General features: G+C 62.1%; 22 protein-coding genes. 19 read left to right on the top strand and 3 right to left on the bottom strand.

Going from position 1 to position 20,938, the window contains the following annotated elements:
- The first annotated feature begins 3 nt into the window (after positions 1-3).
- From ACXJKE_RS01480 to ACXJKE_RS01455, 6 genes are read left to right on the top strand one after another with little or no spacing between them, the layout of a single operon-like run.
- Positions 4-366 (top strand): hypothetical protein, encoded by a 363-nt coding sequence (locus ACXJKE_RS01480; RefSeq protein WP_457278801.1) that lies wholly within the window; start codon positions 4-6, stop codon positions 364-366.
- On the top strand, positions 363-1,529 hold the full coding sequence (locus ACXJKE_RS01475) for a hemin-degrading factor (RefSeq protein ID WP_457278800.1): 1,167 nt from the start codon (positions 363-365) through the stop codon (positions 1,527-1,529). The genes ACXJKE_RS01480 and ACXJKE_RS01475 overlap by 4 nt, the downstream gene beginning before the upstream one ends.
- Before the next feature lie 25 nt (positions 1,530-1,554).
- Positions 1,555-2,505, top strand: a complete 951-nt coding sequence (locus ACXJKE_RS01470) for a heme/hemin ABC transporter substrate-binding protein (protein WP_457278799.1) — start codon at positions 1,555-1,557, stop codon at positions 2,503-2,505.
- A complete protein-coding gene (locus ACXJKE_RS01465; protein WP_457278798.1) occupies positions 2,502-2,909 on the top strand; it encodes a hypothetical protein in 408 nt (135 codons plus the stop codon). Before ACXJKE_RS01470 ends, ACXJKE_RS01465 begins: the two co-directional genes overlap by 4 nt.
- Entirely contained in the window at positions 2,906-3,967 is a 1,062-nt protein-coding gene (locus tag ACXJKE_RS01460) for a FecCD family ABC transporter permease (RefSeq protein ID WP_457278797.1), read from the top strand. Before ACXJKE_RS01465 ends, ACXJKE_RS01460 begins: the two co-directional genes overlap by 4 nt.
- Positions 3,968-3,977: 10 nt before the next feature.
- Entirely contained in the window at positions 3,978-4,829 is an 852-nt protein-coding gene (locus ACXJKE_RS01455) for a heme ABC transporter ATP-binding protein (protein ID WP_457278796.1), read from the top strand.
- A 12-nt stretch (positions 4,830-4,841) separates the two neighbouring features.
- Here the strand turns inward: ACXJKE_RS01455 and ACXJKE_RS01450 are convergent, their stop codons facing one another.
- On the bottom strand, positions 4,842-5,639 hold the full coding sequence (locus ACXJKE_RS01450) for a TOBE domain-containing protein (RefSeq protein ID WP_457278795.1): 798 nt from the start codon (positions 5,637-5,639) through the stop codon (positions 4,842-4,844).
- 124 nt (positions 5,640-5,763) lie between these two features.
- Between ACXJKE_RS01450 and modA the strand changes: the two genes are divergently transcribed.
- From modA to modC, 3 genes are read left to right on the top strand one after another with little or no spacing between them, the layout of a single operon-like run.
- Positions 5,764-6,519 carry a molybdate ABC transporter substrate-binding protein gene (modA, locus tag ACXJKE_RS01445; RefSeq protein ID WP_457278794.1) on the top strand — a complete coding sequence of 252 codons (756 nt, stop codon included), beginning with the start codon at positions 5,764-5,766 and terminating at the stop codon, positions 6,517-6,519.
- A gap of 37 nt (positions 6,520-6,556) precedes the next feature.
- Positions 6,557-7,249, top strand: coding sequence for a molybdate ABC transporter permease subunit (modB, locus tag ACXJKE_RS01440; protein WP_457278793.1), 693 nt, complete (start codon positions 6,557-6,559; stop codon positions 7,247-7,249).
- Complete coding sequence (gene modC / locus ACXJKE_RS01435) at positions 7,246-8,343, top strand: molybdenum ABC transporter ATP-binding protein (protein ID WP_457278792.1); 1,098 nt, start codon at positions 7,246-7,248, stop codon at positions 8,341-8,343. Before modB ends, modC begins: the two co-directional genes overlap by 4 nt.
- A 238-nt stretch (positions 8,344-8,581) precedes the next feature.
- On the opposite strand, the gene ppsR is transcribed toward modC, so the two are convergent.
- Entirely contained in the window at positions 8,582-9,403 is an 822-nt protein-coding gene (gene ppsR, locus ACXJKE_RS01430) for a posphoenolpyruvate synthetase regulatory kinase/phosphorylase PpsR (protein WP_457278791.1), read from the bottom strand.
- 219 nt (positions 9,404-9,622) lie between these two features.
- Between ppsR and ppsA the strand changes: the two genes are divergently transcribed.
- The 5 genes from ppsA (at position 9,623) to ACXJKE_RS01405 (ending at position 15,475) form a co-directional block, all read left to right on the top strand.
- On the top strand, positions 9,623-12,022 hold the full coding sequence (gene ppsA / locus ACXJKE_RS01425; protein ID WP_457278790.1) for a phosphoenolpyruvate synthase: 2,400 nt from the start codon (positions 9,623-9,625) through the stop codon (positions 12,020-12,022).
- A 195-nt stretch (positions 12,023-12,217) separates the two neighbouring features.
- Positions 12,218-12,514: a hypothetical protein gene (locus ACXJKE_RS01420; protein ID WP_457278789.1), complete on the top strand. Its 297-nt coding sequence runs from the start codon at positions 12,218-12,220 to the stop codon at positions 12,512-12,514.
- Complete coding sequence (locus tag ACXJKE_RS01415; protein WP_457278788.1) at positions 12,505-13,119, top strand: tetratricopeptide repeat protein; 615 nt, start codon at positions 12,505-12,507, stop codon at positions 13,117-13,119. Before ACXJKE_RS01420 ends, ACXJKE_RS01415 begins: the two co-directional genes overlap by 10 nt.
- Positions 13,106-13,363 carry a DUF4212 domain-containing protein gene (locus tag ACXJKE_RS01410; protein WP_457278787.1) on the top strand — a complete coding sequence of 86 codons (258 nt, stop codon included), beginning with the start codon at positions 13,106-13,108 and terminating at the stop codon, positions 13,361-13,363. Before ACXJKE_RS01415 ends, ACXJKE_RS01410 begins: the two co-directional genes overlap by 14 nt.
- Positions 13,364-15,475, top strand: a complete 2,112-nt coding sequence (locus ACXJKE_RS01405) for a sodium:solute symporter family protein (protein WP_457278786.1) — start codon at positions 13,364-13,366, stop codon at positions 15,473-15,475.
- Positions 15,476-15,481: 6 nt separating this feature from the next.
- Here ACXJKE_RS01405 and ACXJKE_RS01400 read toward each other — a convergent pair whose 3' ends face one another.
- A complete protein-coding gene (locus ACXJKE_RS01400) occupies positions 15,482-17,332 on the bottom strand; it encodes a hypothetical protein (protein WP_457278785.1) in 1,851 nt (616 codons plus the stop codon).
- Positions 17,333-17,654: 322 nt separating this feature from the next.
- On the opposite strand from ACXJKE_RS01400, the gene rpsF reads away from it, so the two are divergent.
- From rpsF to dnaB, 5 genes are all read left to right on the top strand, one after another.
- Positions 17,655-18,020 carry a 30S ribosomal protein S6 gene (gene rpsF / locus ACXJKE_RS01395; RefSeq protein WP_007871089.1) on the top strand — a complete coding sequence of 122 codons (366 nt, stop codon included), beginning with the start codon at positions 17,655-17,657 and terminating at the stop codon, positions 18,018-18,020.
- A 60-nt stretch (positions 18,021-18,080) separates the two neighbouring features.
- Complete coding sequence (gene priB / locus ACXJKE_RS01390; RefSeq protein WP_457278784.1) at positions 18,081-18,389, top strand: primosomal replication protein N; 309 nt, start codon at positions 18,081-18,083, stop codon at positions 18,387-18,389.
- 10 nt (positions 18,390-18,399) lie between these two features.
- Entirely contained in the window at positions 18,400-18,684 is a 285-nt protein-coding gene (gene rpsR, locus ACXJKE_RS01385; protein WP_077592883.1) for a 30S ribosomal protein S18, read from the top strand.
- A gap of 11 nt (positions 18,685-18,695) precedes the next feature.
- Positions 18,696-19,148 (top strand): 50S ribosomal protein L9, encoded by a 453-nt coding sequence (gene rplI / locus ACXJKE_RS01380; RefSeq protein WP_457278783.1) that lies wholly within the window; start codon positions 18,696-18,698, stop codon positions 19,146-19,148.
- Positions 19,149-19,327: 179 nt separating this feature from the next.
- Entirely contained in the window at positions 19,328-20,740 is a 1,413-nt protein-coding gene (dnaB, locus tag ACXJKE_RS01375) for a replicative DNA helicase (RefSeq protein ID WP_457278782.1), read from the top strand.
- Positions 20,741-20,938: the final 198 nt, after the last annotated feature.

Here is a 20,938-nt window from a genome sequence, read left to right as displayed (position 1 = left end):
CGCATGAGCCAGTTTCCCGACCACGGCATCAACGACCCCGACGTCGGGACGGCTGACACGCCCGGACTTCCCACGGCTGAAGCCTTGCTGGCCGGCACGCTGGCCCTGATGACCGGCCACGCCCAGGCCTGCTGCGAAGGGCAGCGCGCATTGATGGCGGAAAAAATCATCGCCAACCTGTTCATGCTTTCGCATCATCCCGGCGCGCCGCCCAGTTTCAGAGCCATTGCCACCAACCTGCATGTCCTGTGGGTGCGCCTGCTGCCGCAGGGCCAGGATTTGCAGCAGGGCGCCATGCCGGCAGAAATAAACGACACCCCCATCCACCGCGTGCTTTGGCACACAACCCCGGAGACCCTTCAATGAGTGCAGTCCTTCAAACCCAGACGCGGCCAGTGGCCGCAACCCAGGCGCCGGCCGTCACGCCGGTCATGAGCGATGCCAGTGTGCGAGAACGTTTCGTGGCCGCGCGCAGCAGCGGCAAGCGCGCCAAAGATGCCGCTGAAAGCCTGGGGCTCAGCGAAGGCCGGGCGATAGCAGCCCATGCGGGCGCGCACGGCCAGCCCCTCAAAGCCGTTCCGCTCAAAGGTCCCTGGGTTGAAATCCTCCAGGCCCTGGAGTTGTGCGGCCCGGTCATGGCGCTGACGCGCAATGAATCCACCGTGCATGAGAAAACCGGCATCTACCAGAACATCAATGCGACCGGCCACATGGGCCTGGCATTGGGCGAGGACATCGACCTGCGTCTTTTCTTCAGCCGCTGGCATGCGTGCTTTGCGGTGCTCGAGCCCGCCAACGATACGAAGAACCCACCGTCGCAAAGCCTGCAATTCTTTGACGCGCACGGCGTAGCGGTGCACAAGGTGTTTGTGCGCGCTGAAACTGACCGCGATGCCTTCAACGACATCATCGAGCAGTTCACCGACGTGGAAAAGGACTACACCTTCACACCGGCTCCCCCCAAGGCGGCGCCCAAACCCGACACCGAGATCGACACGGCCGGCCTGTTGCAGGGCTGGAGTGAAATGACGGACACGCACCAGTTCTTCGGCCTGATCAGCAAGTTCGGCGCGGAACGCCAGCAGGCCTTCAGGCTGGTGCAGGGGCACTTCACCGAACGCGCCGACTTGGGCATCGTGCGCAGGCTGCTGGACGAGTCGGCGATGGACGGCGCGTCCATCATGGTGTTTGTCAGCAGCAGCGGATGCATCCAGATCCACAGCGGCCCCGTCAAGCGCATCGAGCCCATGGTCACATCCACGGCGCATTGGATCAACGTGCTGGACGCCGGTTTCAACCTGCACCTGCGCGAAGACATGATCAAAACCGCTTGGATCGTGAAAAAGCCCACGGTAGACGGAATCGTCACGTCGGTGGAAGTGTTTGACGGCGCGGGCGAATTGATGGCCATGTTCTTTGGCAGCCGCAAACCTGGTGTGCCGGAGCAGCAAGCCTGGCGCGACATTGCAGCGCGGCTGCCCCGGCTCTCGTCTCTTGCCAGCCCGGCCCTGAACCCAGAGCACGCTTGAGTCATGACTTTCCGAAAGAATGCCCATGAAAAATCACCCCGACACACTTCAGCTGGCGCTTCCGCGCACGCCCTCGCGGCGGGACGCCCTGCGGTATTTTTCACTCCCGGCGGTTACCGCCGTCTCAAGCGTTTGCGGCCTGTCTGCGACTGCTGTGCTGGCCCAAGTGCCGGCGAAGATGCCGCGCATCGTCTCGGTGAGCGGCGCGACCACGGAAATCGTGTACGCGCTGGGCGCTGAAAAACAGCTGGTTGGCACCGACACCACCAGCCTGTTTCCTGCCGCTGCATTGCAAACCCCCAAGGTTGGCTATATGCGCCAGCTCTCGGCCGAAGGGCTGCTCTCGCTCAAGCCGGATGCGGTGATCGGCACCACGGAAGCTGGCCCGAATGTGGTGATGGACCAGATCCGAAGTGCCGGCGTCAAGGTGGAACTCGTTGATGCCGACCACAGCTGGGCGGAAGTCCAGCGCAAGGTCGCGGCCGTCGGGCGCGCGACTTCGCGTGTCGCGCAAGCCGCCGCGTTGCAGGCAAAGCTCGATACCCAGTGGGCCGAAGTGATCGCCGCGGTGGCCCGTAAAACCGGCCGCAAACCCCGTGCCGTTTTTATTCTCAGCCATTCAGGCAGCCCCCAGGTCGCCGGCGACAAGACCGCCGCGCACGCCATGTTTCGCTACGCGGGCCTGGACAACGCCTTGATCACGCCCGGCAGTTCCGCCAACTTCAGCGGCTACCGCCCGATGACACCCGAGGCCTTGGTGACGGCCGCGCCGGATGTGATCGTCACGACCACACAGGGCATTGAAGCCATCGGCGGGATTGAGAAATTCTGGCAGCGCCCGGGCCTCGAGCTCACACCCGCCTACAAGCGCCGTGCGCTGGTGGCGCTTGATGCGCTTTACCTGATAGGTTTTGGCCCGCGCCTGCCGCAGGCCGTGGCCGAGTTGCACCGGGCCAGCCTGAAAGCGCTGGCATGAGCGGGCCCCTGAAACCCGTCATGACGGAAGTCCTGTGCGCACGCACACCAGCCGTTCTGCACTGCGCCGACTTGCGCCGGACACAGGCGTTTTATTGCAGCAACTGGGGCTTTTCCGTGCAGCACAGCGTGCCCGGTGTGATCGCGGTGCTCACGCGCGAGTCGGTGACGGTCCAGCTTTGGCAGCGCCGCGCCGACATGGCGCCGCAGCGTTTCGCCTGCCGCCTGCTGGTGGACAGCATCGAACAATGGCACATGGCCTTGCAGTCGGCGCCCGGCCAGGCGCTGCACAGCCTGGTGGAGCAGGAGTGGGGAACCGAGTGGGGCGTCAGCGACTGCGAAGGCAACCGGCTGTTGTTAGTGCAGTCGGCTCCGCATGCGGCCAGGCGCAAGGCGCGCGCATGAAGGCAACCCTGCTGCACGGCGATCACCGGCGCTGGCATGCCGCGGCAGTACTAGGTATGGGTTTTCTGTTGCTTGCTATCAGTTTTATAGCTGGTAGCGCACGGGGCGCCTACGCTATCAGCCCTTTTCAGTTGTGGACTGTCCTGGTGGACATGCTGGCAGGCAATAGCCAGCCCACACCCGAGCACCTGGTTTTCATGAACATCCGCCTGCCGCGCCTGCTGCTGGGCGTGGCGGCCGGCGCGGCGCTGGGCATGTCGGGCGCGCTGATGCAGGGCCTGTTTCGCAACCCGCTGGCCGACCCCGGCCTGATCGGTGTCAGCAGCGGTGCGGCGCTGGCTGCGGGCATGACCATCGTGCTGGGCAGCCTGTGGTTCCCCGACATGCCGCGTACGCTGGGCAGCTGGACGCTGGTGCTCATGGCTTTTATGGGCAGCTTGCTGGTCACGGTGCTGGTGTATGCGCTGTCGCAGCAGGACGGCGCCACACGCGTCGGCATCATGCTGCTGGCCGGCATTGCCGTGAATGCGCTGGCCGGTGCGGGCCTGGGTTACCTCACTTTCCTTGCCACCGATGAGCAGTTGCGCAACATCCAGTTCTGGCTGCTCGGCAGCCTGGGCGGCGCGCGCTGGAGCGCGGTGGCGCTGGTGTTTTCCGTGGTGCTGGCCGCGGTATGCGCCGGCCTGACATTGGCCAAACCCCTCAATGCCATCGCACTGGGCGAAGCCCAGGCAGCCTTGCTGGGCGTGCCGGTCGAGCGCGTCAAGCGTTTCGCCGTGCTCGTGACGGCGCTGGCCGTTGGCGCGGTCACGGCCACCACCGGCATCATCGGCTTCATTGGGCTGGTGGCCCCGCATTGCGTGCGCCTGGTGGCCGGGCCCGACCACCGCATTGTGTTGCCGGGCTCGGCCCTGTTGGGTGCGGCGCTGGTGCTGGTGGCCGACAGCGTGGCCCGCACCGTGGTCAAGCCGGCCGAGCTGCCGCTGGGTGTGCTGACGGCCTTTGTCGGCGTGCCTTTCTTTTTACTGCTGCTGCGTCACTTCCGGAGCCGGCTATGAGGGCATGCCAGTGAACGCACGTAATCAGACAGATTTTTCGCCACTGGCCGGCATGCTGGAGGTGGTGGGTGTGGGCGTCGAGGTACCCGGCCGCTCGCTGCTGCAGGCGGCTTCGGCGCAATTCATCGCAGGGCAGGTTACGGCGGTGCTGGGACCCAACGGCGCAGGCAAGTCCACTTTGATGTCGCTGCTGACCGGGCAGCGCCAGCCCACAGGCGGCCATGTCTACCTGGCCGGCAGGGCGCTGCCGGCCTATGCGTCGGCTGATCTTGCGCGAGTACGTGCCTCGGTGGCGCAGGAAACACAGGTAGCGTTTGAGTTCACTGTGCGTGAAGTGGTCGAGCTGGGCCGCTACCCGCACCGCCGCCATCCCGGCAAGCGTGATGTGGATGTGGTGCTGCAGGCCATGCAGGCCACCGCGGTCGAGCATCTGCAGCACCGTTCGCTCAACACGCTCTCGGGTGGTGAGAAGGCGCGCGTTCACCTGGCGCGCGCGCTGGCGCAGGTGTGGGAGCCTGTTGCCGGCATCGCTGGCGATGGCCCGGTGCGTTGGTTGCTGCTGGATGAACCTACTGCCGCGCTGGATTTACAACACCAGCACCGCATGCTGCAGCTGGTGCGCGCCTGGGCCACAGCTCAGGGCGTGGGCGTGGTGGCTGTGCTGCATGACTTGAATCTGGCGTTGCGTTATAGCGACCGCTGCGTGGTGCTGCAGGGCGGGCTGGTTGTCGGCAGCGGGGCGACCGCCGATGTGCTCACGCCGGTATGCATCGAGAAAGTCTGGGGAGTGGTGGCACACCCGGTGGCCACGCAGGGCAGGGCGCCTGGGCCGTGCCAGTATTTGTTCGACGCGCTCATCTAGAACTACAGATACTCAGGTCGACAGAGCAATCACCATAGCGGATTCGTCGATCAAGGCCTGGACAAGGGCCTTGGTCTTCAGTCCGCTGCCGGCCGCTGCGAAACCCACCAGCTGCAAACCACCATCAAGTTGTAGCGACACTTCATCGCCTGTAGCACCCCGGCTGATGCGAACGGCCTGGCCATTGAGGCCTTGCACACCTTGCACCGCGGCGGCCGCAGGTGACTGCGCCGTCACGGTCACCGCCGTGGCCTTGCACAGCGCCAACACGGTTTGGCCTTTTTGCAGGCCCAGCAATTCGGCACTGGCTTTGGTAATGCGCGATACCAGCATCGCCCCGCCGGCCAGCGTCAGATGCACGCGTGCCATCTGGCCGCGCACCTCCAGCTTGTCGACCTGGCAAGGTAGCTGGTTGCGCATGCTGGTGCGCACGCTCATGCTGGACAGTACCGGCAGCGCGCGGGGCAGCAGCAGTTCATTGGCTTTGAAGCCCGCCAGCACCTGGCTACGTGTTTCGCTCAAGAGGCCCGCTACTGCCAGCAGCTTCTGGCCCGCCGGCGTCAGGGTGGCGCCGCCACCGCCAGAGCCGCCCACGGCGCGCTCCACCAGCGCCACGCCGGCCAGGTTGGTAAGGGTGTCGATGGCCTGCCAGGCGGCCTTGTAGCTGACCTTGGCCTGCCGCGCCGCCTGCGAGATCGAGCCGCTTTCGCCGACCAGGCGCAGGATTTCGATGCGCTTGTCGGCCGGCTCGTGGCTGAAGGCGCTTGCGAAGGAGGGAGCGGCGGGCGAGGAATTGGCGGCTTTTTTCATGGGAGCCTCGAGACGGGTACCGCTATTCTAAAATAGAATAGCGAATCGGCAGGAGTGGCTTCTTTCAAACGCATCTTCGCCTCCCTCACTGTCGTCTCCCATCCTTCATCGTCGGAGTTTCATCATGTTCAAAACTGCGTCGCGCTGGCTGCCGGGTCTGTGTCTCGTGCTGGCATCGGCCGCTGCGCTGGCCGATGATGTCCAGGTTGCCGTGGCAGCCAATTTCACCGCGCCCATGAAACTGATTGCTGCGGACTTTGAAAAAGACACCGGCCACAAAGCCGTGCTGACCTTTGGCGCTACCGGCAAGTTTTATGCGCAGATCATCCATGGCGCGCCGTTTGAAGTGTTTCTTGCGGCTGACGACGAAACCCCCGCGAAGCTGGAGAAAGAGGGCGCGGCCGTGAACGGCAGCCGCTTTACCTATGCCACCGGCAAGCTGGTGCTCTGGTCGGCCCAGCCCGGCGTGGTCGATGCGCAGGGCGAGGTCCTGAAAAAGGGCGACTTCAAAAAGATCGCCATTGCCGCACCCAAGCTCGCGCCCTACGGCGCTGCCGCGGTTGAGACGATGAACAAGCTCGGCCTGCAAGTCGCCCTGGAGCCCAAACTGGTGCAGGGTGAAAGCATCGGCCAGGCCTTCAGCTTTGTCTCCACCGGCAATGCGGAGCTGGGTTTTATCGCGCTCTCGCAGGTCTACGAAGGCGGAAAAATCAGGTCGGGCTCGGCCTGGATTGTTCCCGAGAGCCTGCACAGTCCGATCCGCCAGGACGCGGTGCTGCTGGCCAAGGCCAAAGACAGCAAGGCCGCGGCGCGGCTGATGGTTTTTCTGAAAACAGAGAAGGCCAGGGCGGTGATTCGCTCCTTCGGCTACGAGCCCTGAACGCGGCATAGAAGCGGCATAGAGGCGACACTGAACCATGCTCGACGATGCAAGCCTTCAGGCGCTGGCGCTGACCTTGCGGCTGGCCGCCACCACCACCGTGGTGCTGCTGCTGGCCGGAACGCCCTTGGCCTGGTGGCTGGCGCGCACGCGTTCGTGGCTCAAAGGGCCGGTGGGTGCGCTGGTGGCCTTGCAGCTGGTCTTGCCTCCGGTGGTGCTGGGCTTTTATCTGCTGGTACTGATGGGGCCGAACGGCCCGGTTGGTCAGCTCACGCAATCGCTAGGTTGGGGTGTGCTGCCGTTTACCTTTGCCGGGCTCGTGGTGGGTTCGGTGCTGTATTCCATGCCCTTCGTCGTGCAGCCGCTGCAAAACGCCTTTGAGGCGATTGGCGAACGGCCGCTGGAAGCCGCCGCCACCTTGCGCGCCTCGCCGCTGGACACTTTTTTCAGCGTGGTGCTGCCGCTGGCACGGCCCGCCTACTTGACGGCCGCCGTCATGGGCTTTGCTCACACGGTGGGCGAGTTCGGCATCGTGCTCATGATGGGGGGCAACATTCCCGGCAAGACACGCGTGATGTCGGTGCAGATCTACGACCATGTGGAGGCGCTTGAATACCGCCAGGCGCACTGGCTGGCCGGCGGCCTGCTGGTGTTTTCCTTTCTGGTACTGCTGGCGCTCTATACCTTCAATGCCCTGCAGCCGGGCCGGCGCAAAGGGCAGGGCGCATGAAGCCAGCCAGCCTTGTCGAAGGCGGCATCACCGCCTCGTTTCATCGTGTCTTCACCGATTTCTCGCTCGACGTGTCGCTGGCCTTGCCGGGGCGCGGCGTCACGGCCATCTTCGGTCCCTCGGGTTCGGGCAAAACCAGCCTGCTGCGCAGCATTGCCGGACTGGAGCGGGCAGCGGCCGGCCATCTCTCGGTCAATGGCGAAGTCTGGCAAGACGACAAGGCCGGCGTCTTCTTGCCGGTGCATCAGCGGCCGCTGGGCTATGTGTTCCAGGAAGCGAGCCTGTTCGCCCACCTGGACGTGCACCGCAACCTCGATTTCGGCCAGCGGCGCGTGCCGGCTGGCCAGCGCCGCATCTCGCTGGAACATGCCATTGAATTGCTGGGCTTGCAAAAACTGATGCGGCGCATGCCCGGCACGCTTTCGGGCGGCGAGCGCCAGCGCGTGGCCATCGCGCGCGCGCTGGCCACCAGCCCGCGGCTTTTGTTGATGGACGAGCCCCTGGCCTCGCTGGACATCGCCCGCAAGGCCGAAATCCTGCCCTACCTGGAGCGCCTGCATGACGAACTCGACATGCCCGTGCTCTACGTCAGCCACGCGCCCGATGAGGTCGCCCGGCTGGCCGACCACCTGGTGCTGCTGGATGCCGGCCGCGTCACGGCCTCAGGCCCCACGCGCGAGCTGATGACGCGGCTGGACCTGCCGCTGGCGCACGGCGACGCCGCGGCCGCGGTGATGGATGCAGTGATCAGCGCCGTCGAGCCTGAATGGCACATGAGCCATGCCGAGTTTCCAGGCGGACGCATCAGCCTGCTCAACCCTTCGCTGCAGGTCGGCCAGCGCGTGCGCGTGCGCATCCAGGCGCGTGATGTGAGCCTGACGCTGGAGCGCCAGGAGGGCACCAGCGTGCAGAACATCTTTGCGGTCACCGTCACCGGCCTTTCAGCCGACAGCCCGGGACAGGTGATGGTCGGTCTGGACGCCGGCGGCAGCGCGCTGCTGGCACGGCTCACCCAAAAATCAGCGGAATCCTTGCAATTGCAGCCCGGCAGCCGTGTGTACGCGCAGGTCAAGGGGGTGGCGGTGCTGGGCTGACCCGGTGCTGCTATAAAAAAGATAGCTGCTCGCGCACGTCGGGATTGGGTTAACGGCTGATTTCATGCGAAATTTTTAACCAGGCCCAGGGCTCTATTTTTCGCTAAAAAATGTTTCCTGGCCAATAGGGGCGGGTGCAAGCAGCTATCAAATCAGTAGCAACTCACCCGATCCCCGGGAAAAAACGGGCTCACCTTGTGCATCGCGTGCAGAGGCATGGGATGTACCGGGCCCCGCCTCAGTACTCCAGCCGCTCGGGCCGGATTTCCTGCAGGATGGTGGTGGCGATCTCTTCAATCGATTTGGTGGTGGTTGACAGCCAGCGTATGCCTTCGCGCCGCATCATGGCCTCGGCCTCATGGATTTCGTCGCGGCAGTTCTCCAGGCTGGCGTATTTGGAGTTGGGCCGGCGTTCATTGCGGATCTGCGCCAGGCGCTCGGGCGCGATGGTCAGCCCGAAGATCTTCTTGCGGTGTGGCACCAGCGCCGGCGGTAGCTGGCGGCGCTCGAAATCTTCGGGGATCAATGGGTAGTTGGAGGCCTTCAGGCCGTACTGCATGGCCAGATAGAGCGAGGTCGGCGTCTTGCCGCTGCGGCTCACGCCCACCAGGATCACGTCCGAACCGGCCAGGTCGCGGTTGCTCTGGCCGTCGTCATGCGCCAGCGAGAAATTGATCGCCTCGATGCGGTCGTCGTATTCCTTGCTCTTGGAGGCATCTGAAAACCGGCCAACCCGGTGGTTGGACTTGATGCCCAGCTCACCCTCCAGCGGCGCCACAAACATGCCGAACATGTCCAGCAGCATGCCGTTGCAGTGGGCCTTGATGACGGCGAGGATCTCCATGTTCACCAGCGTCGTGAAGACGATGGGGCGTTTGCCCTCGACTTCGGCGGTGTGATTGATCTGCCGGATCGCCTGGTGGGCCTTGTCCACGCTGTCGATAAAAGGCAGGCGCACGTGGCGCGGCTTGAATTCAAACTGCGCCAGGATGGCGTTACCAAAGGTTTCAGCGGTGATGCCGGTGCCGTCGGAGATGAAAAAAACGGTGCGTTGGGACATGGGAAGGGGATAAATGAGGGACAGGGAAGGGAAATAAGGGTTTCGCTGGTTGAAAGCCGGGTGAAAGCCTGACACGGCACGCCGGGCCCGAGGCCCCTACAATCGTGGCAATTATCCAGTTTGTCACATCATGCCCCGCCACAACCCCTTCCAACAACAACAAGGTTGCTTGCCGCGCATGGTGAATTCCACGGTTTTTAAACCTCCCGGAGTATTTTCATGTCCAAGCTGTTTGAGGCGACCGCCCTGGTCGTACCGTTTGAAAACCTGAGGATGACAGACGTCGAGTCTGTCGGCGGCAAGAACGCCAGCCTCGGCGAAATGATTTCGCAACTGCCGACCGGCCCCAACGGGGTTCGTGTTCCCACCGGATTTGCCACTACGGCCCACGCCTTTCGCGTGTTCCTGGCGCATGACGGCCTCGACAAAAAAATCAACGGCGTGCTGGACACGCTCAACACCGATGATGTGCGCGCGCTGGCCGAAGCCGGCGCCAAAATCCGCAAGCTGGTTGAAGCCCAGCCTTTCCCGGCCGATCTGGAAAAAGCCGTTCGCGACAGTTTTGCCGCCCTCAGCGCCGGCAATGCCCAGGCCAGCTTTGCGGTGCGCTCATCCGCCACGGCAGAGGACTTGCCGGACGCGTCGTTTGCCGGCCAGCAGGAAACCTTCCTGAACGTCGTCGGCATCGAGGACGTGCTGCACAAGATGAAAGAGGTGTTCGCCTCGCTGTACAACGACCGCGCCATCAGCTACCGGGTGCATCAGGGCTTTGCCCATTCCGACGTGGCGCTGTCCGCTGGCATCCAGCGCATGGTGCGTAGCGACAAGGGCGCAGCCGGCGTGATGTTCACCATCGACACCGAAAGCGGCTTTGAAGACGTGGTGTTCATCACCTCCAGCTACGGCCTCGGTGAAACGGTGGTGCAGGGCGCCGTCAACCCCGACGAGTTTTACGTGCACAAGCCCATACTCAAAGCGGGCAAACGCGCCGTCATTCGCCGCAACCTGGGCAGCAAGCTGCTGCAGATGGAGTTCACCAGCGCCGACGAGAAAAAAGCCGGCGGCAAGCTGGTCAAGACCACTGATGTGCCGACCGAGCTGCGTAACCGCTATTCACTGACCGACACCGACGTTGAGCAGCTCGCCCGCTATGCGCTGATCATCGAAGCGCATTACGGCCGCCCGATGGACATCGAGTGGGGCAAGGACGGCATCGACGGCGAGCTCTACATCCTGCAGGCGCGTCCCGAGACCGTCAAGAGCCAGTCCAAGGGCAAGGCAGAGCAGCGCTACAAGCTCAAGGGCACCGGTACCGTGCTGGCGGAAGGCCGGGCGATTGGCCAGAAGATCGGTACAGGCGCGGTCCGTATCGTCCACGACATCAAGGACATGGACCAGGTGCAGGCCGGCGACATCCTGGTGACCGACATGACTGACCCGAACTGGGAACCGGTGATGAAGCGCGCCAGTGCCATCGTGACCAATCGCGGCGGGCGCACCTGCCACGCCGCCATCATAGCGCGCGAGCTGGGTATCCCGGCCGTGGTCGGCTGCGGCGACGCCACCGAAACGCTGAAGGACGGCATGCTCGTCACCGTGAGCTGCGCTGAGGGCGATACCGGCAACATTTATGACGGCCTGCTGGAGACCGAAGTGACGGAAGTGCAGCGCGGTGAGATGCCGCCTATCGACCTGAAGATCACGATGAATGTCGGCAACCCGCAGCTGGCGTTTGATTTCTGCCAGATCCCCAATCACGGCGTTGGCCTGGCACGGCTGGAATTTGTCATCAACAACAACATCGGGGTGCACCCCAAGGCGATTCTTGATTACCCCAACGTGGATGCCGACCTGAAAAAGGCGGTGGAAAGCGTGGCACGCGGCCATGCCTCGCCGCGTGCCTTCTATGTCGACAAGGTGACCGAAGGCGTGGCCACCATCGCGGCGGCCTTCTGGCCCAAGCCGGTGATCGTGCGTCTGTCGGACTTCAAGTCCAACGAATACCGCAAGCTGATCGGCGGCTCACGCTACGAGCCCGAAGAAGAAAATCCGATGCTTGGTTTTCGCGGCGCATCGCGTTACCTCAGCCCTGATTTCGGTGAAGCTTTTGCGATGGAGTGCGAAGCGCTCAGGCGCGTGCGCGACGACATGGGCCTGGTCAACGTTGAGGTCATGGTGCCGTTTGTCCGCACCCTGGGCCAGGCGAAGAAGGTCACGGACCTGCTGGCGCAGCACGGCCTCAAGCGCGGCGAAAAAGACCTTCGCGTGATCATGATGTGCGAAGTGCCGAGCAACGCCATCCTGGCCGATGAGTTCCTTGAATTCTTCGATGGTTTCTCGATTGGCTCGAACGACCTGACCCAGCTCACGCTGGGCCTGGACCGCGATTCGGGCCTGGACATCCTGGCCCAGGACTTCGACGAGCGCGACCCTGCTGTCAAGGCCATGCTGAGCCGGGCCATCCAGGCCTGCCGCAAGCAAGGCAAATACGTCGGCATCTGCGGCCAGGGCCCCAGCGACCACCCGGACTTTGCGCAGTGGCTGAAGGACGAGGGCATTGGCTCCATCTCGCTGAACCCTGATACGGTGATCGCCACCTGGAAGCAACTGGCCAACTGAAGACGGCTGACATGAATTGAAACGGTGCGCTGTGGAGAGATCCGCAGCGCATTTTTTTCGCGCGCTTCAACTGGATGACCACGGGAAAACCCCCGGTGGCAGAAGGTTTACCGGTAAGCCAATTGGCAAGGCCTCCGATGACAATCGGAATTGTTGCCTTCATCCCTTAATCCCTTCATCTGTTTGCCATGAGCCATGCTTGCCGTCGCCACTACCGTCAAACTGCTCACTGAAATCGCTCTGCTTGCATTGGCCGGCCAATGGGCGGTAGGCCTGCTGGCAGGCGCAGCCAAGGGCAGCAATCCGTTTTATCGTGTGCTCCAGCTGGTGGGCTTGCCTTGGGTCAAGGCAGCACGCTGGATATCTCCGCAGGTGGTGATGGACCGTCACCTGCCGCTGGTGGCTTTTTTGGTGCTGCTGCTGGTGTGGGCTGCCGCTGCCATTGCCAAAATCCGCATCTGCCTGGAGATCGGAGTGGCGCTGTGCAAATAGGGCAAATAAGGAACACCCTCCAATATGGTTTTCTGAAAACACGCGCACTGCTTTTGCTCGCCTGCGCCAAACGGTCTGCCGCGCTGGCCGTCTTTGATCAGATGCTGCAATTGCGCCCCGCAGACCCTTATGCGCTGGCCAGCCGCGGCCATGTGGCGGCGCAGCTCCAGCTCACGCAGGAATCCATTGCCAGCCTTCGGCAACTGACCGCTGTCAGGCCCGGGCAGGCGGCAGGCTGGTTCAACCTGGGTTACGTGTTGCAGCAGGCGGAGCGCCATGACGAGGCCGGGCCGGCCTTTGAACGGGCGGTGGTGCTGGACGCGCGCCTGGACCAGGCCTGGTATGGCCTGGCGCTGGTGCACATTCACGCGCACCGGTTTGAGGAAGCCGCCGAGGCCCTGAAAAAGAACACAGCCCTGCAGCCTTTGAGCCCTTACGGCTGGTATCGGCTCGCGCAGGTGTGGGTGGCGCTGGGCCAGCCCGCCAAGGCGCGCAAGGTGATTGCACACCTGAGTCGCTTTGAGCCGCGTGTGGCGGCCCAGTTCGAGCGCGAGAACGAGGCCGTTTTTGCGGTCACCGGCGAGGCAGCCCATGCAGCCCACTGAGAGTCACCGCCGTTACTGGCGCAAGAACCTGGTTGTGACGGCTGCGCTGCTCCTGATCTGGTTCAGTGTCACGTTCGGCGTGAGCTACTTCGCGCGGGCGCTGAATTTCACTTTTTTTGGCTGGCCTTTCAGCTTCTGGATGGGCGCGCAGGGCGCCCTGGTGGTGTATTGCCTCATTGTCGGGTTTTATGCCTGGTACATGAACCGGCTCGACATCGAGCATGACGTGGCGGACGAGGACTGAATGGGCGGCTTTTTTGGTTCGCGCGACGGGGTCATGCTCTCGAGCCAGCAGTTCAAAAAGCAGCTGGACCGCATCTACCGCTGGTACACGCTGGGCCTGGTGGTGTTTGTGGTCGTCCTGGCGCTTCTGGAACGTGCGGGCCTGCCGCGCCTCTGGATAGGTACGGCCTTTTTGCTGGCCACCATCGGCCTTTATGCGGGCATAGGCGTCATGAGCCGCACCACCGACGCCTCCGAATACTATGTCGCGGGGCGGCGCGTGCCGGCGGTCTACAACGGCATGGCCACCGGCGCCGACTGGATGTCGGCGGCCTCCTTCATTGGCCTGGCGGGAACGCTTTACCTCACGGGTTACAGCGGGCTGGCCTTCATCATGGGCTGGACAGGCGGCTACTGCCTGGTGGCGCTGGTGCTGGCGCCTTACCTGCGCAAGTTCGGTCAGTTCACCATTCCGGATTTTCTGGGAGAGCGCTACGGCGGGCGACTGCCGCGGCTCATCGGCGTGGCGGCGGCCATTCTGTGTTCCTTCACCTATCTGGTGGCGCAGATTTACGGCGTCGGCCTGATCACCTCTTACCTGACCGGCATCGCGTTCGAGCTGGGTATCTTCCTGGGGCTGGGCGGCATTCTGGTGTGCTCGTTCCTGGGCGGCATGCGCGCGGTGACCTGGACGCAGGTGGCCCAGTACATCATCCTGGTGGTGGCCTATCTCATTCCGGTGATCTGGCTGTCGGTCAAGCAGACTGGCGTGCCGGTACCGCAACTGGTTTATGGCTTTCAGCTTGAAAAGGTCACGGCCAAGGAGAAAGAGCTGACGGCCGACCCCAAAGAGTTGCAGGTGCGCGAGCTGTTCCGGCAGCGCTCGGAAGCGCTGTCGGGCAGGCTGGAGCACCCCGCCGAGTCGCTGGCCGCCGACAAGCTGGCCGCCGCCAAACGAATGGAGCAGCTCAAAAGCGGCAATGCATCCGTGGCTGAAATTTCATCGGCCGCCAGGGCGATGGCCGGTATGCCCCGGGACGAGGCCGCAGCCGTCAAGGCCTGGACGGCGGCCAGGGCCGCTGCGGACGTCAAAACCCAGCCGCTTAACGGCATGCCCGCCCACGCGGCCCAGTTCTCCGGCAACCCGGACGGGACCCCGAAAGAGCAGGAGACCTACGACACTTCGCGCCGCAATTTTCTGGCGCTGGTTTTTTGCCTCATGGTGGGCACGGCGGCCTTGCCGCACATCCTCATGCGCTATTACACCGTGCCCAGTGTGCGGGAAGCGCGGCAATCAGTCACCTGGTCGCTGGTGTGTATCTTCCTGCTTTATTTCACCGCACCGGCACTGGCCGTGCTGGTGAAGTACGAGATATTCACCGTGCTGGTGGGCATGCCGTTTGACCAGCTGCCCGCCTGGGTGCATTCCTGGACGAGGGTGGACCCTTCGTTGCTGTCGGTCACCGATATCAACAAGGACAACATCCTGCAGCTCAATGAGATGAACATAGGCGGCGATATTGTGGTGCTGCTGACGCCCGAGCTGGCAGGCTTGCCGTATGTGATTTCAGGCCTGGTGGCGGCGGGTGGGCTGGCTGCCGCGCTTTCCACCGCCGACGGCCTGCTGCTGACGATTGCCAATGCGCTGGGCCACGACCTTTATTACAAGATGATCGACCCCAATGCATCAACGGTGAGCCGGGTGACGGTGTCCAAGATATTGCTGCTGATCGTGGCCTTGCTGGCGGCCTATGTGGCGGCGCAAAAGCCGGCGGACATCCTGTTTCTGGTGTCGGCCGCGTTCTCGTTTGCCGCCGCCTCGTTCTTCCCGGCGCTCAGCCTGGGGATCTTCTGGAAGCGCGCCAACGGCATCGGGGCCGTGCTGGGCATGGTGTCGGGCCTGGGCGTAACCTCGTATTACATGTTCACCAACCAGGCCTGGCTGCGCGCCACCTTCGGCATTACCTCGCCGGTGCAGCTGTGGTGGGGCATAGACCCGATTTCGGCCGGGCTTTTCGGTGTTCCGGTCGGTTTTGCGGTGATTGTGCTGGTGAGCCTGCTCACCCCGCCACCCAGCCAGAAAGTCCAGGAACTGGTGGAATACATTCGCTATCCGGACCTGAAACGTCTCTGAAAAAGCTCAAGCCACCTGGTTTGGCTGCCTGGATTGTCGGGGCGCCGTGCGCCAACGCCAAAGCGTAGCAACCAGCCATCCCAGCATGAGCAGCCCAAACGAGACCCAGGCGATATACGACAGCCGGTTGGCCATTTCCTGGCGTGCCGAGAAATTGAAAGCAAATGGCTTGTAGTTTGCGAATTTCTGGGCTTCCTCGCGTTGATCTGCACGGAAAAGATCGCCTGGTTTGCAGTTGTTTTCTTTTGGGTAGACGTAGCAGGCCGGGTTTTTCAGGTTCAGGAAACCGTTGTGCTCGGCAAGAACTGGCCCTGTTGTCAGGCCTTCTGCTGAGAATTTCTCCAGGCTGTAGCCGAAAACGGGGTTATAGCAAAATAGCGCCGACTTGCCTGCAGCCAGGAGGTTGTTGGATGTCACTCGCAGAATGCCCGTCTCGGTCTGCATGTCTGCACGGCTTCCGAGTTCCCGGATTCCTGCGGCAAATGTGCCGTCCCGTAATTTTTTTTCAGCGATTAGCACACTGCGGGGGTCATATCCCTGCCATGAATAGAACTCCCGGCCTTCAAGCGCTGACTGCGCCACTGTTGCTGTGAGGCAGGCTGCCACGGCCAGGCTTTTCCAGCGTTTCCAGGTCGCGCGTTGCAGCAGCAAGCCCATACCGACGGCGAAAATGGTGATGTACACCACCAGCCAGCGTACCAGTGTGCTGGCCGAGTTGACGATGGGCAGCGTCTTCAGGAAGGCATTCCACCGCGGATCAAAGTAGTTAAGTGCCAAAGGCACGGCCAGGCTCAGCAGCAAGGCAGAGCCCAACAGAAATTGACGCCAGCCCGGAAGCCGAAATGCCGTTGTTGCTCGGCGAATCCTGTCAACCATAAGGCAAACCAGTAAAACGGCGCTTGCCATCCCGAAGTTGAAGGCCCACTCGTGCGGCGATTGCGTGGCCTGCAGGTTGGTCATGGAAGCCTTGCCGATCTGGTAGGCCTGCTGGGACTCCAGAAAAAGTGCTGCGACGGTCATTCCCGCCGCTTCATGCCATGAAGGTGCGCCCGGCAGCGGATAAAAAGTACGAGGAAAAAGGGCAAGAAAGGAAAAGGTTGCCATCAGCTTGGACGCCGAAAGCGCCAAGCCGACGACGCTGGCAATCAATCCCCTCGCCATAAACTGCCGGAGGTCACCGCCGTTCATGCAATGCAGCAGACCGATCACGAAAACAGCGAGGCCCCCCGCGAGCATCAGAGTGCTGAGGCCGGAATGCACCCAATAGGCAAGCACAACCCCCGCCAGCACTGATATCCCGGCCTGATCGAGTCGCGAGCGGATAGGCAGCAGGAGCAGTAAGGCCAGCCAAGGCACCAGGGCAAGCCCATGGAAGCCGACATGCCCGATGATGATCCGATGTGGAAGAAACCCGTTGAACATCAGCAAGCCGCCCACCAATACTGCCGCCAGGGGCCCGGTTAAAAAGACCTTGCGCGCCAGCAGATAACCGCCCCAGAACATCAGGCTCGCGCTCAGGCACAGCAACAGATATGCGGCGTTGATCGGTCCGGCCAATATGGCCAGTAACTGTGGAAACGAATAAAAAGCGGACTGCGGATCAGGAAAAAAGGGCTGACCGGCACAGAATGACGGTGTAAACCATGGGGTGCTCAATCCGTTCGTGGAAAACCAGATGTGCCCATCCAGCCAGTTGGGCAACATCAGCGAGTAGTCATGACCCAGCCATCCTCTGTCCAGAGGGAAAAAGGGCTTGAAAATCAGGCCAAGGCAGAGCAACAGGAGGCCGTATACCAGCCAGACCGCATAGGTCGCATGCCGGCCTGAAAGGCTTGCTGGCGCGTGAGGCAGTTGCATGTCGACGGCGTAGGTAGGCGGGTGCGGGATGGTTGTAGTCCAGCGCATCCGGATCTGGCGGGAGATTAACACGCAGTAACAATCAGCCAAAGAGCTTCATTGCATGGGTCATTGCGTGGGTTCTACCCGGCTGTGCCCGGTGCTGGTGCCAGCGCTTTGAAGCAGGGGGAAACTACCCCAAAAGCTGCGATTTCTTGGGTTTGCAGGTCGCTGGCCAGGCCAAACTGGCATCCGAACAAGTCTTCAGGCTATAATCATGGGCTTCGCCTTGCTGCACCCTTAACGACGCTGGGGCAGCTTCAATTAACCACAAGGAGAGTTTATGCGTCACTATGAGATCGTCTTGCTGATCCATCCGGATCAAAGCGAGCAAGTCCCAGCCATGCTGGAACGTTACAAGGGCATGATCACCGCCGGCGGTGGCAAAGTGCACCGTGTCGAAGATTGGGGCCGCCGCCAGCTGGTGTACCTGATCCAGAAACTGGCCAAGGCCCACTACCTCTGCATCAACATCGAAGCCAGCCAGGCCGTGATGGAAGAAATTGAACACGCGTTCAAGTTCAACGATGCCGTGCTGCGCCACCTGACCGTGGTGAAGAAGAAAGCCGAAACCGGCCCGTCCCTCATGATGCGCAACGTCGAGAGGGAAGAAGCCCGTAAGGCCCAACAGCAGGAGTATGCGGCTTAATAGCCACCATGCTGTTGAACGCCTCGCTGCTGCGCATCTGCTTTTGAGCAAGAGCCCGCAGTGAACCACGTTGAACTGACCGCCTGTATCGCCGAGGCAAGTCCTCTTCGCTACACGCCCGCTGGAATCCCCGCCGCCAATTTCGTCCTCGAACACGAGTCCGAAATCGTCGAAGCCGGAGTCACCAGACAGGTCAAGTTGACGGTAAGGGCGGTGGCCTTCGGAGCGCTGGCTGAGCAATCAGCCAAATCCCCGCTAGGCAAACCCTTCAGGTTCACCGGTTTTCTCATCAATGCGCGCACCAGCAAAGGTGTTGTTTTTCATATCCAGGCTCTGCACAAGGTAGAGCAAATACCGAACCCCATTTAAGGAGTCCATCATGCCCGGACCAAAACGTTTCAACAAAGACAAGCGCCCCAAGCGCAATACCCAATCACTGCTGTTCAAGCGCAAGCGTTTTTGCCGCTTCACAGCCGCTGGCGTTGAAGAAATCGACTACAAAGACATCGACACCCTGCGCGATTTCGTAGCCGAAAACGGAAAAATCATCCCCGCTCGCCTGACCGGCACGCGCGCGATTTTCCAGCGCCAGATCAACACCGCCGTCAAGCGCGCTCGCTTCCTCGCGATGCTGCCTTACAGCGACCAGCACCGTAGCCTGTAAGGAGCACGACCATGCAAATTATTCTGCTCGACAAAGTCGTGAACCTCGGTAACCTCGGCGAAATCGTCAAGGTCAAAGACGGCTATGCACGCAACTTCCTGATCCCTTCGGGCCGCGCACGCCGCGCCACGGAAGCCAACAAGGCCGAATTCGAAGCCAAACGCGCCGAACTCGAAAAAGCTGCAGCAGCCAAGCTGGCCGAAATGCAGGCCCAGGGCGCAAAGCTCGGCGGCACCACCGTCAAGCTCACGCAAAAAGCCGGTGTTGACGGCCGCCTGTTCGGCTCCGTCACCAACCATGACATCTCGGCCGAGCTGACCAAGCAGGGCTTCCCTGTGCTGAAGTCGCAAATCCGCATGCCTAACGGTCCGCTGAAGATTGTTGGCGACCACGCCGTGACCGTTGCCCTGCACACCGACGTGGCAGTGGACATCACCGTCACCGTGTACGGCGAAACCGCTTAAGCGTTTTCGCCCTCCGCAAAAAAGCCGCTCGCCGAGCGGCTTTTTTCATGGCTGTTCATATCGATTGGCTATACACAAGCTCCGGGTGTATTTACACCGAATTTCCAACGCTTATTCACAACTTTGTCCACAGCGGTTTTTCGTAGCGGGCTTAGTATTTCAGTCTCTCAAGGAAACCCATGTCCGCCGTACTTTCCACCTATGACGATCCCGGCTACAGCCCCGACCGCCAGATCGCCCAGCTGCGCATTCCGCCGCACTCAATCGAGGGTGAATCCAGCGTGCTGGGCGGCCTGCTGCTCGACAACGGCGCGTGGGACCGTGTGGGCGACCTGCTGACCGACCAGGACTTCTACCGCTCCGAACACAAGCTGATCTATGCCGCCGTGGGCGCGCTCATCAACGCCTCCAAGCCGGCCGACATCATTACGGTGTACGAGCACCTGCAAAACCAGGGCAAGGCCGACGAAGTAGGGGGCCTGAGCTACCTCAATTCCCTTGCGCAATACGTTCCTAGCGCGTCCAACATTCGCCGCTACGCAGAAATCGTGCGCGAGCGCTCCATCCTGCGCAAACTGGTGTCCGCCTCGGACGAGATTTCCACCAACGCCTTTAACCCGCAGGGCAAAGACGTCGCGACCATCCTCGACGAAGCAGAGCAGAAGATCTTCAAGATCGGCGAGCAGGGCTCGCGCATGAAAGAAGGCTTCCAGAGCATGGATACGCTGGTCGTGAGCCTGCTCGATCGCGTCACCGAGATGGCCGAGAACCCGCAGGATGTCACCGGCGTGCCCACGGGCTTCTACGACCTGGACCGCATGACGTCCGGCTTCCAGGCTGGTGACCTGGTGATTCTGGCGGCGCGCCCCTCCATGGGCAAAACTGCACTGGCCATCAACATCGCCGAAAACGTTGCCTTGCTCGAAGGTCTGCCCGTTGCCGTGTTCTCCATGGAAATGGGCGCCTCGCAGCTTGCCGTGCGTATTGTCGGCTCCATCGGCCGCATCGACCAGACCCATCTGCGCACCGGTGCCCTGACGGACGAAGAATGGCCGCGCCTGACCGAGGCCATTGAAAAGCTGCGCACCGTCTCTTTGCACATCGATGAGACTCCCGGCCTCACGGTGAGCGAGCTGCGCGCCAACGCCCGCCGCCTGGCCCGCCAGTGCGGCAAGCTCGGCCTGATCGTGGTCGACTATTTGCAGCTCATGAGCGTATCCGGCGGCATGGCAGACGAGAACCGCGCCACGGCCGTCGGCGAAATCTCACGTGGCCTGAAAATGCTGGCCAAAGAGCTGCAGTGCCCCGTGATCGCGTTGTCGCAGCTCAGCCGCGGCGTCGAGTCCCGCACCGACAAACGCCCCATGATGAGCGACCTGCGCGAGTCCGGCGCCATCGAGCAGGACGCCGACATCATCATGTTCATTTACCGTGACGAGTACTACACCAAAGAGGCCTGCAAGGAGCCCGGTGTCGCCGAGGTCATCATCAGCAAACAGCGTAACGGCCCGACGGGCACGGTCAAGCTGGCCTTCCTGAATCGCATTACCAAGTTCGAAAGCCTGGCCAGTGGCGGCAGTGGGGATTTTTAAGGCCTGAAGAAGCTCGCAAGCCTTCCGGTCATATCGAGTGGCCACGGCGCAGTGGTCTCCTAGGGTTTTCCGGCGGCCGTTTTCGGGGAAACGGTGATTTAATGGCAGAAAACAGCTGCAGGCCAATCAAGCCGGGCGCAAGCAGCTATCAATACAATAGCTAAAGGAGGAGGTTCCATGCCGATGCCCCTGCGGATT

It is taken from the genome of Polaromonas sp. P5_D5 (assembly GCF_054049435.1).
The sequence above is the reverse complement of the archived record's forward strand: the minus strand, read 5'-3'. Positions and strand labels throughout refer to the sequence as shown.

What these genes read in the sequence shown, in the direction of transcription:
- ACXJKE_RS01480 (WP_457278801.1), top strand. Translation starts at nt 4, where the DNA reads ATGAGCCAGTTTCCCGACCACGGCATCAACGACCCCGACGTCGGGACG.
- ACXJKE_RS01475 (WP_457278800.1), top strand. Translation starts at nt 363, where the DNA reads ATGAGTGCAGTCCTTCAAACCCAGACGCGGCCAGTGGCCGCAACCCAG.
- ACXJKE_RS01470 (WP_457278799.1), top strand. Translation starts at nt 1,555, where the DNA reads ATGAAAAATCACCCCGACACACTTCAGCTGGCGCTTCCGCGCACGCCC.
- ACXJKE_RS01465 (WP_457278798.1), top strand. Translation starts at nt 2,502, where the DNA reads ATGAGCGGGCCCCTGAAACCCGTCATGACGGAAGTCCTGTGCGCACGC.
- ACXJKE_RS01460 (WP_457278797.1), top strand. Translation starts at nt 2,906, where the DNA reads ATGAAGGCAACCCTGCTGCACGGCGATCACCGGCGCTGGCATGCCGCG.
- ACXJKE_RS01450 (WP_457278795.1), bottom strand. Translation starts at nt 5,639, where the DNA reads ATGAAAAAAGCCGCCAATTCCTCGCCCGCCGCTCCCTCCTTCGCAAGC.
- modA (WP_457278794.1), top strand. Translation starts at nt 5,764, where the DNA reads ATGTTCAAAACTGCGTCGCGCTGGCTGCCGGGTCTGTGTCTCGTGCTG.
- modB (WP_457278793.1), top strand. Translation starts at nt 6,557, where the DNA reads ATGCTCGACGATGCAAGCCTTCAGGCGCTGGCGCTGACCTTGCGGCTG.
- modC (WP_457278792.1), top strand. Translation starts at nt 7,246, where the DNA reads ATGAAGCCAGCCAGCCTTGTCGAAGGCGGCATCACCGCCTCGTTTCAT.
- ppsR (WP_457278791.1), bottom strand. Translation starts at nt 9,403, where the DNA reads ATGTCCCAACGCACCGTTTTTTTCATCTCCGACGGCACCGGCATCACC.
- ppsA (WP_457278790.1), top strand. Translation starts at nt 9,623, where the DNA reads ATGTCCAAGCTGTTTGAGGCGACCGCCCTGGTCGTACCGTTTGAAAAC.
- ACXJKE_RS01420 (WP_457278789.1), top strand. Translation starts at nt 12,218, where the DNA reads ATGCTTGCCGTCGCCACTACCGTCAAACTGCTCACTGAAATCGCTCTG.
- ACXJKE_RS01410 (WP_457278787.1), top strand. Translation starts at nt 13,106, where the DNA reads ATGCAGCCCACTGAGAGTCACCGCCGTTACTGGCGCAAGAACCTGGTT.
- ACXJKE_RS01405 (WP_457278786.1), top strand. Translation starts at nt 13,364, where the DNA reads ATGGGCGGCTTTTTTGGTTCGCGCGACGGGGTCATGCTCTCGAGCCAG.
- ACXJKE_RS01400 (WP_457278785.1), bottom strand. Translation starts at nt 17,332, where the DNA reads ATGCAACTGCCTCACGCGCCAGCAAGCCTTTCAGGCCGGCATGCGACC.
- rpsF (WP_007871089.1), top strand. Translation starts at nt 17,655, where the DNA reads ATGCGTCACTATGAGATCGTCTTGCTGATCCATCCGGATCAAAGCGAG.
- rpsR (WP_077592883.1), top strand. Translation starts at nt 18,400, where the DNA reads ATGCCCGGACCAAAACGTTTCAACAAAGACAAGCGCCCCAAGCGCAAT.
- rplI (WP_457278783.1), top strand. Translation starts at nt 18,696, where the DNA reads ATGCAAATTATTCTGCTCGACAAAGTCGTGAACCTCGGTAACCTCGGC.
- dnaB (WP_457278782.1), top strand. Translation starts at nt 19,328, where the DNA reads ATGTCCGCCGTACTTTCCACCTATGACGATCCCGGCTACAGCCCCGAC.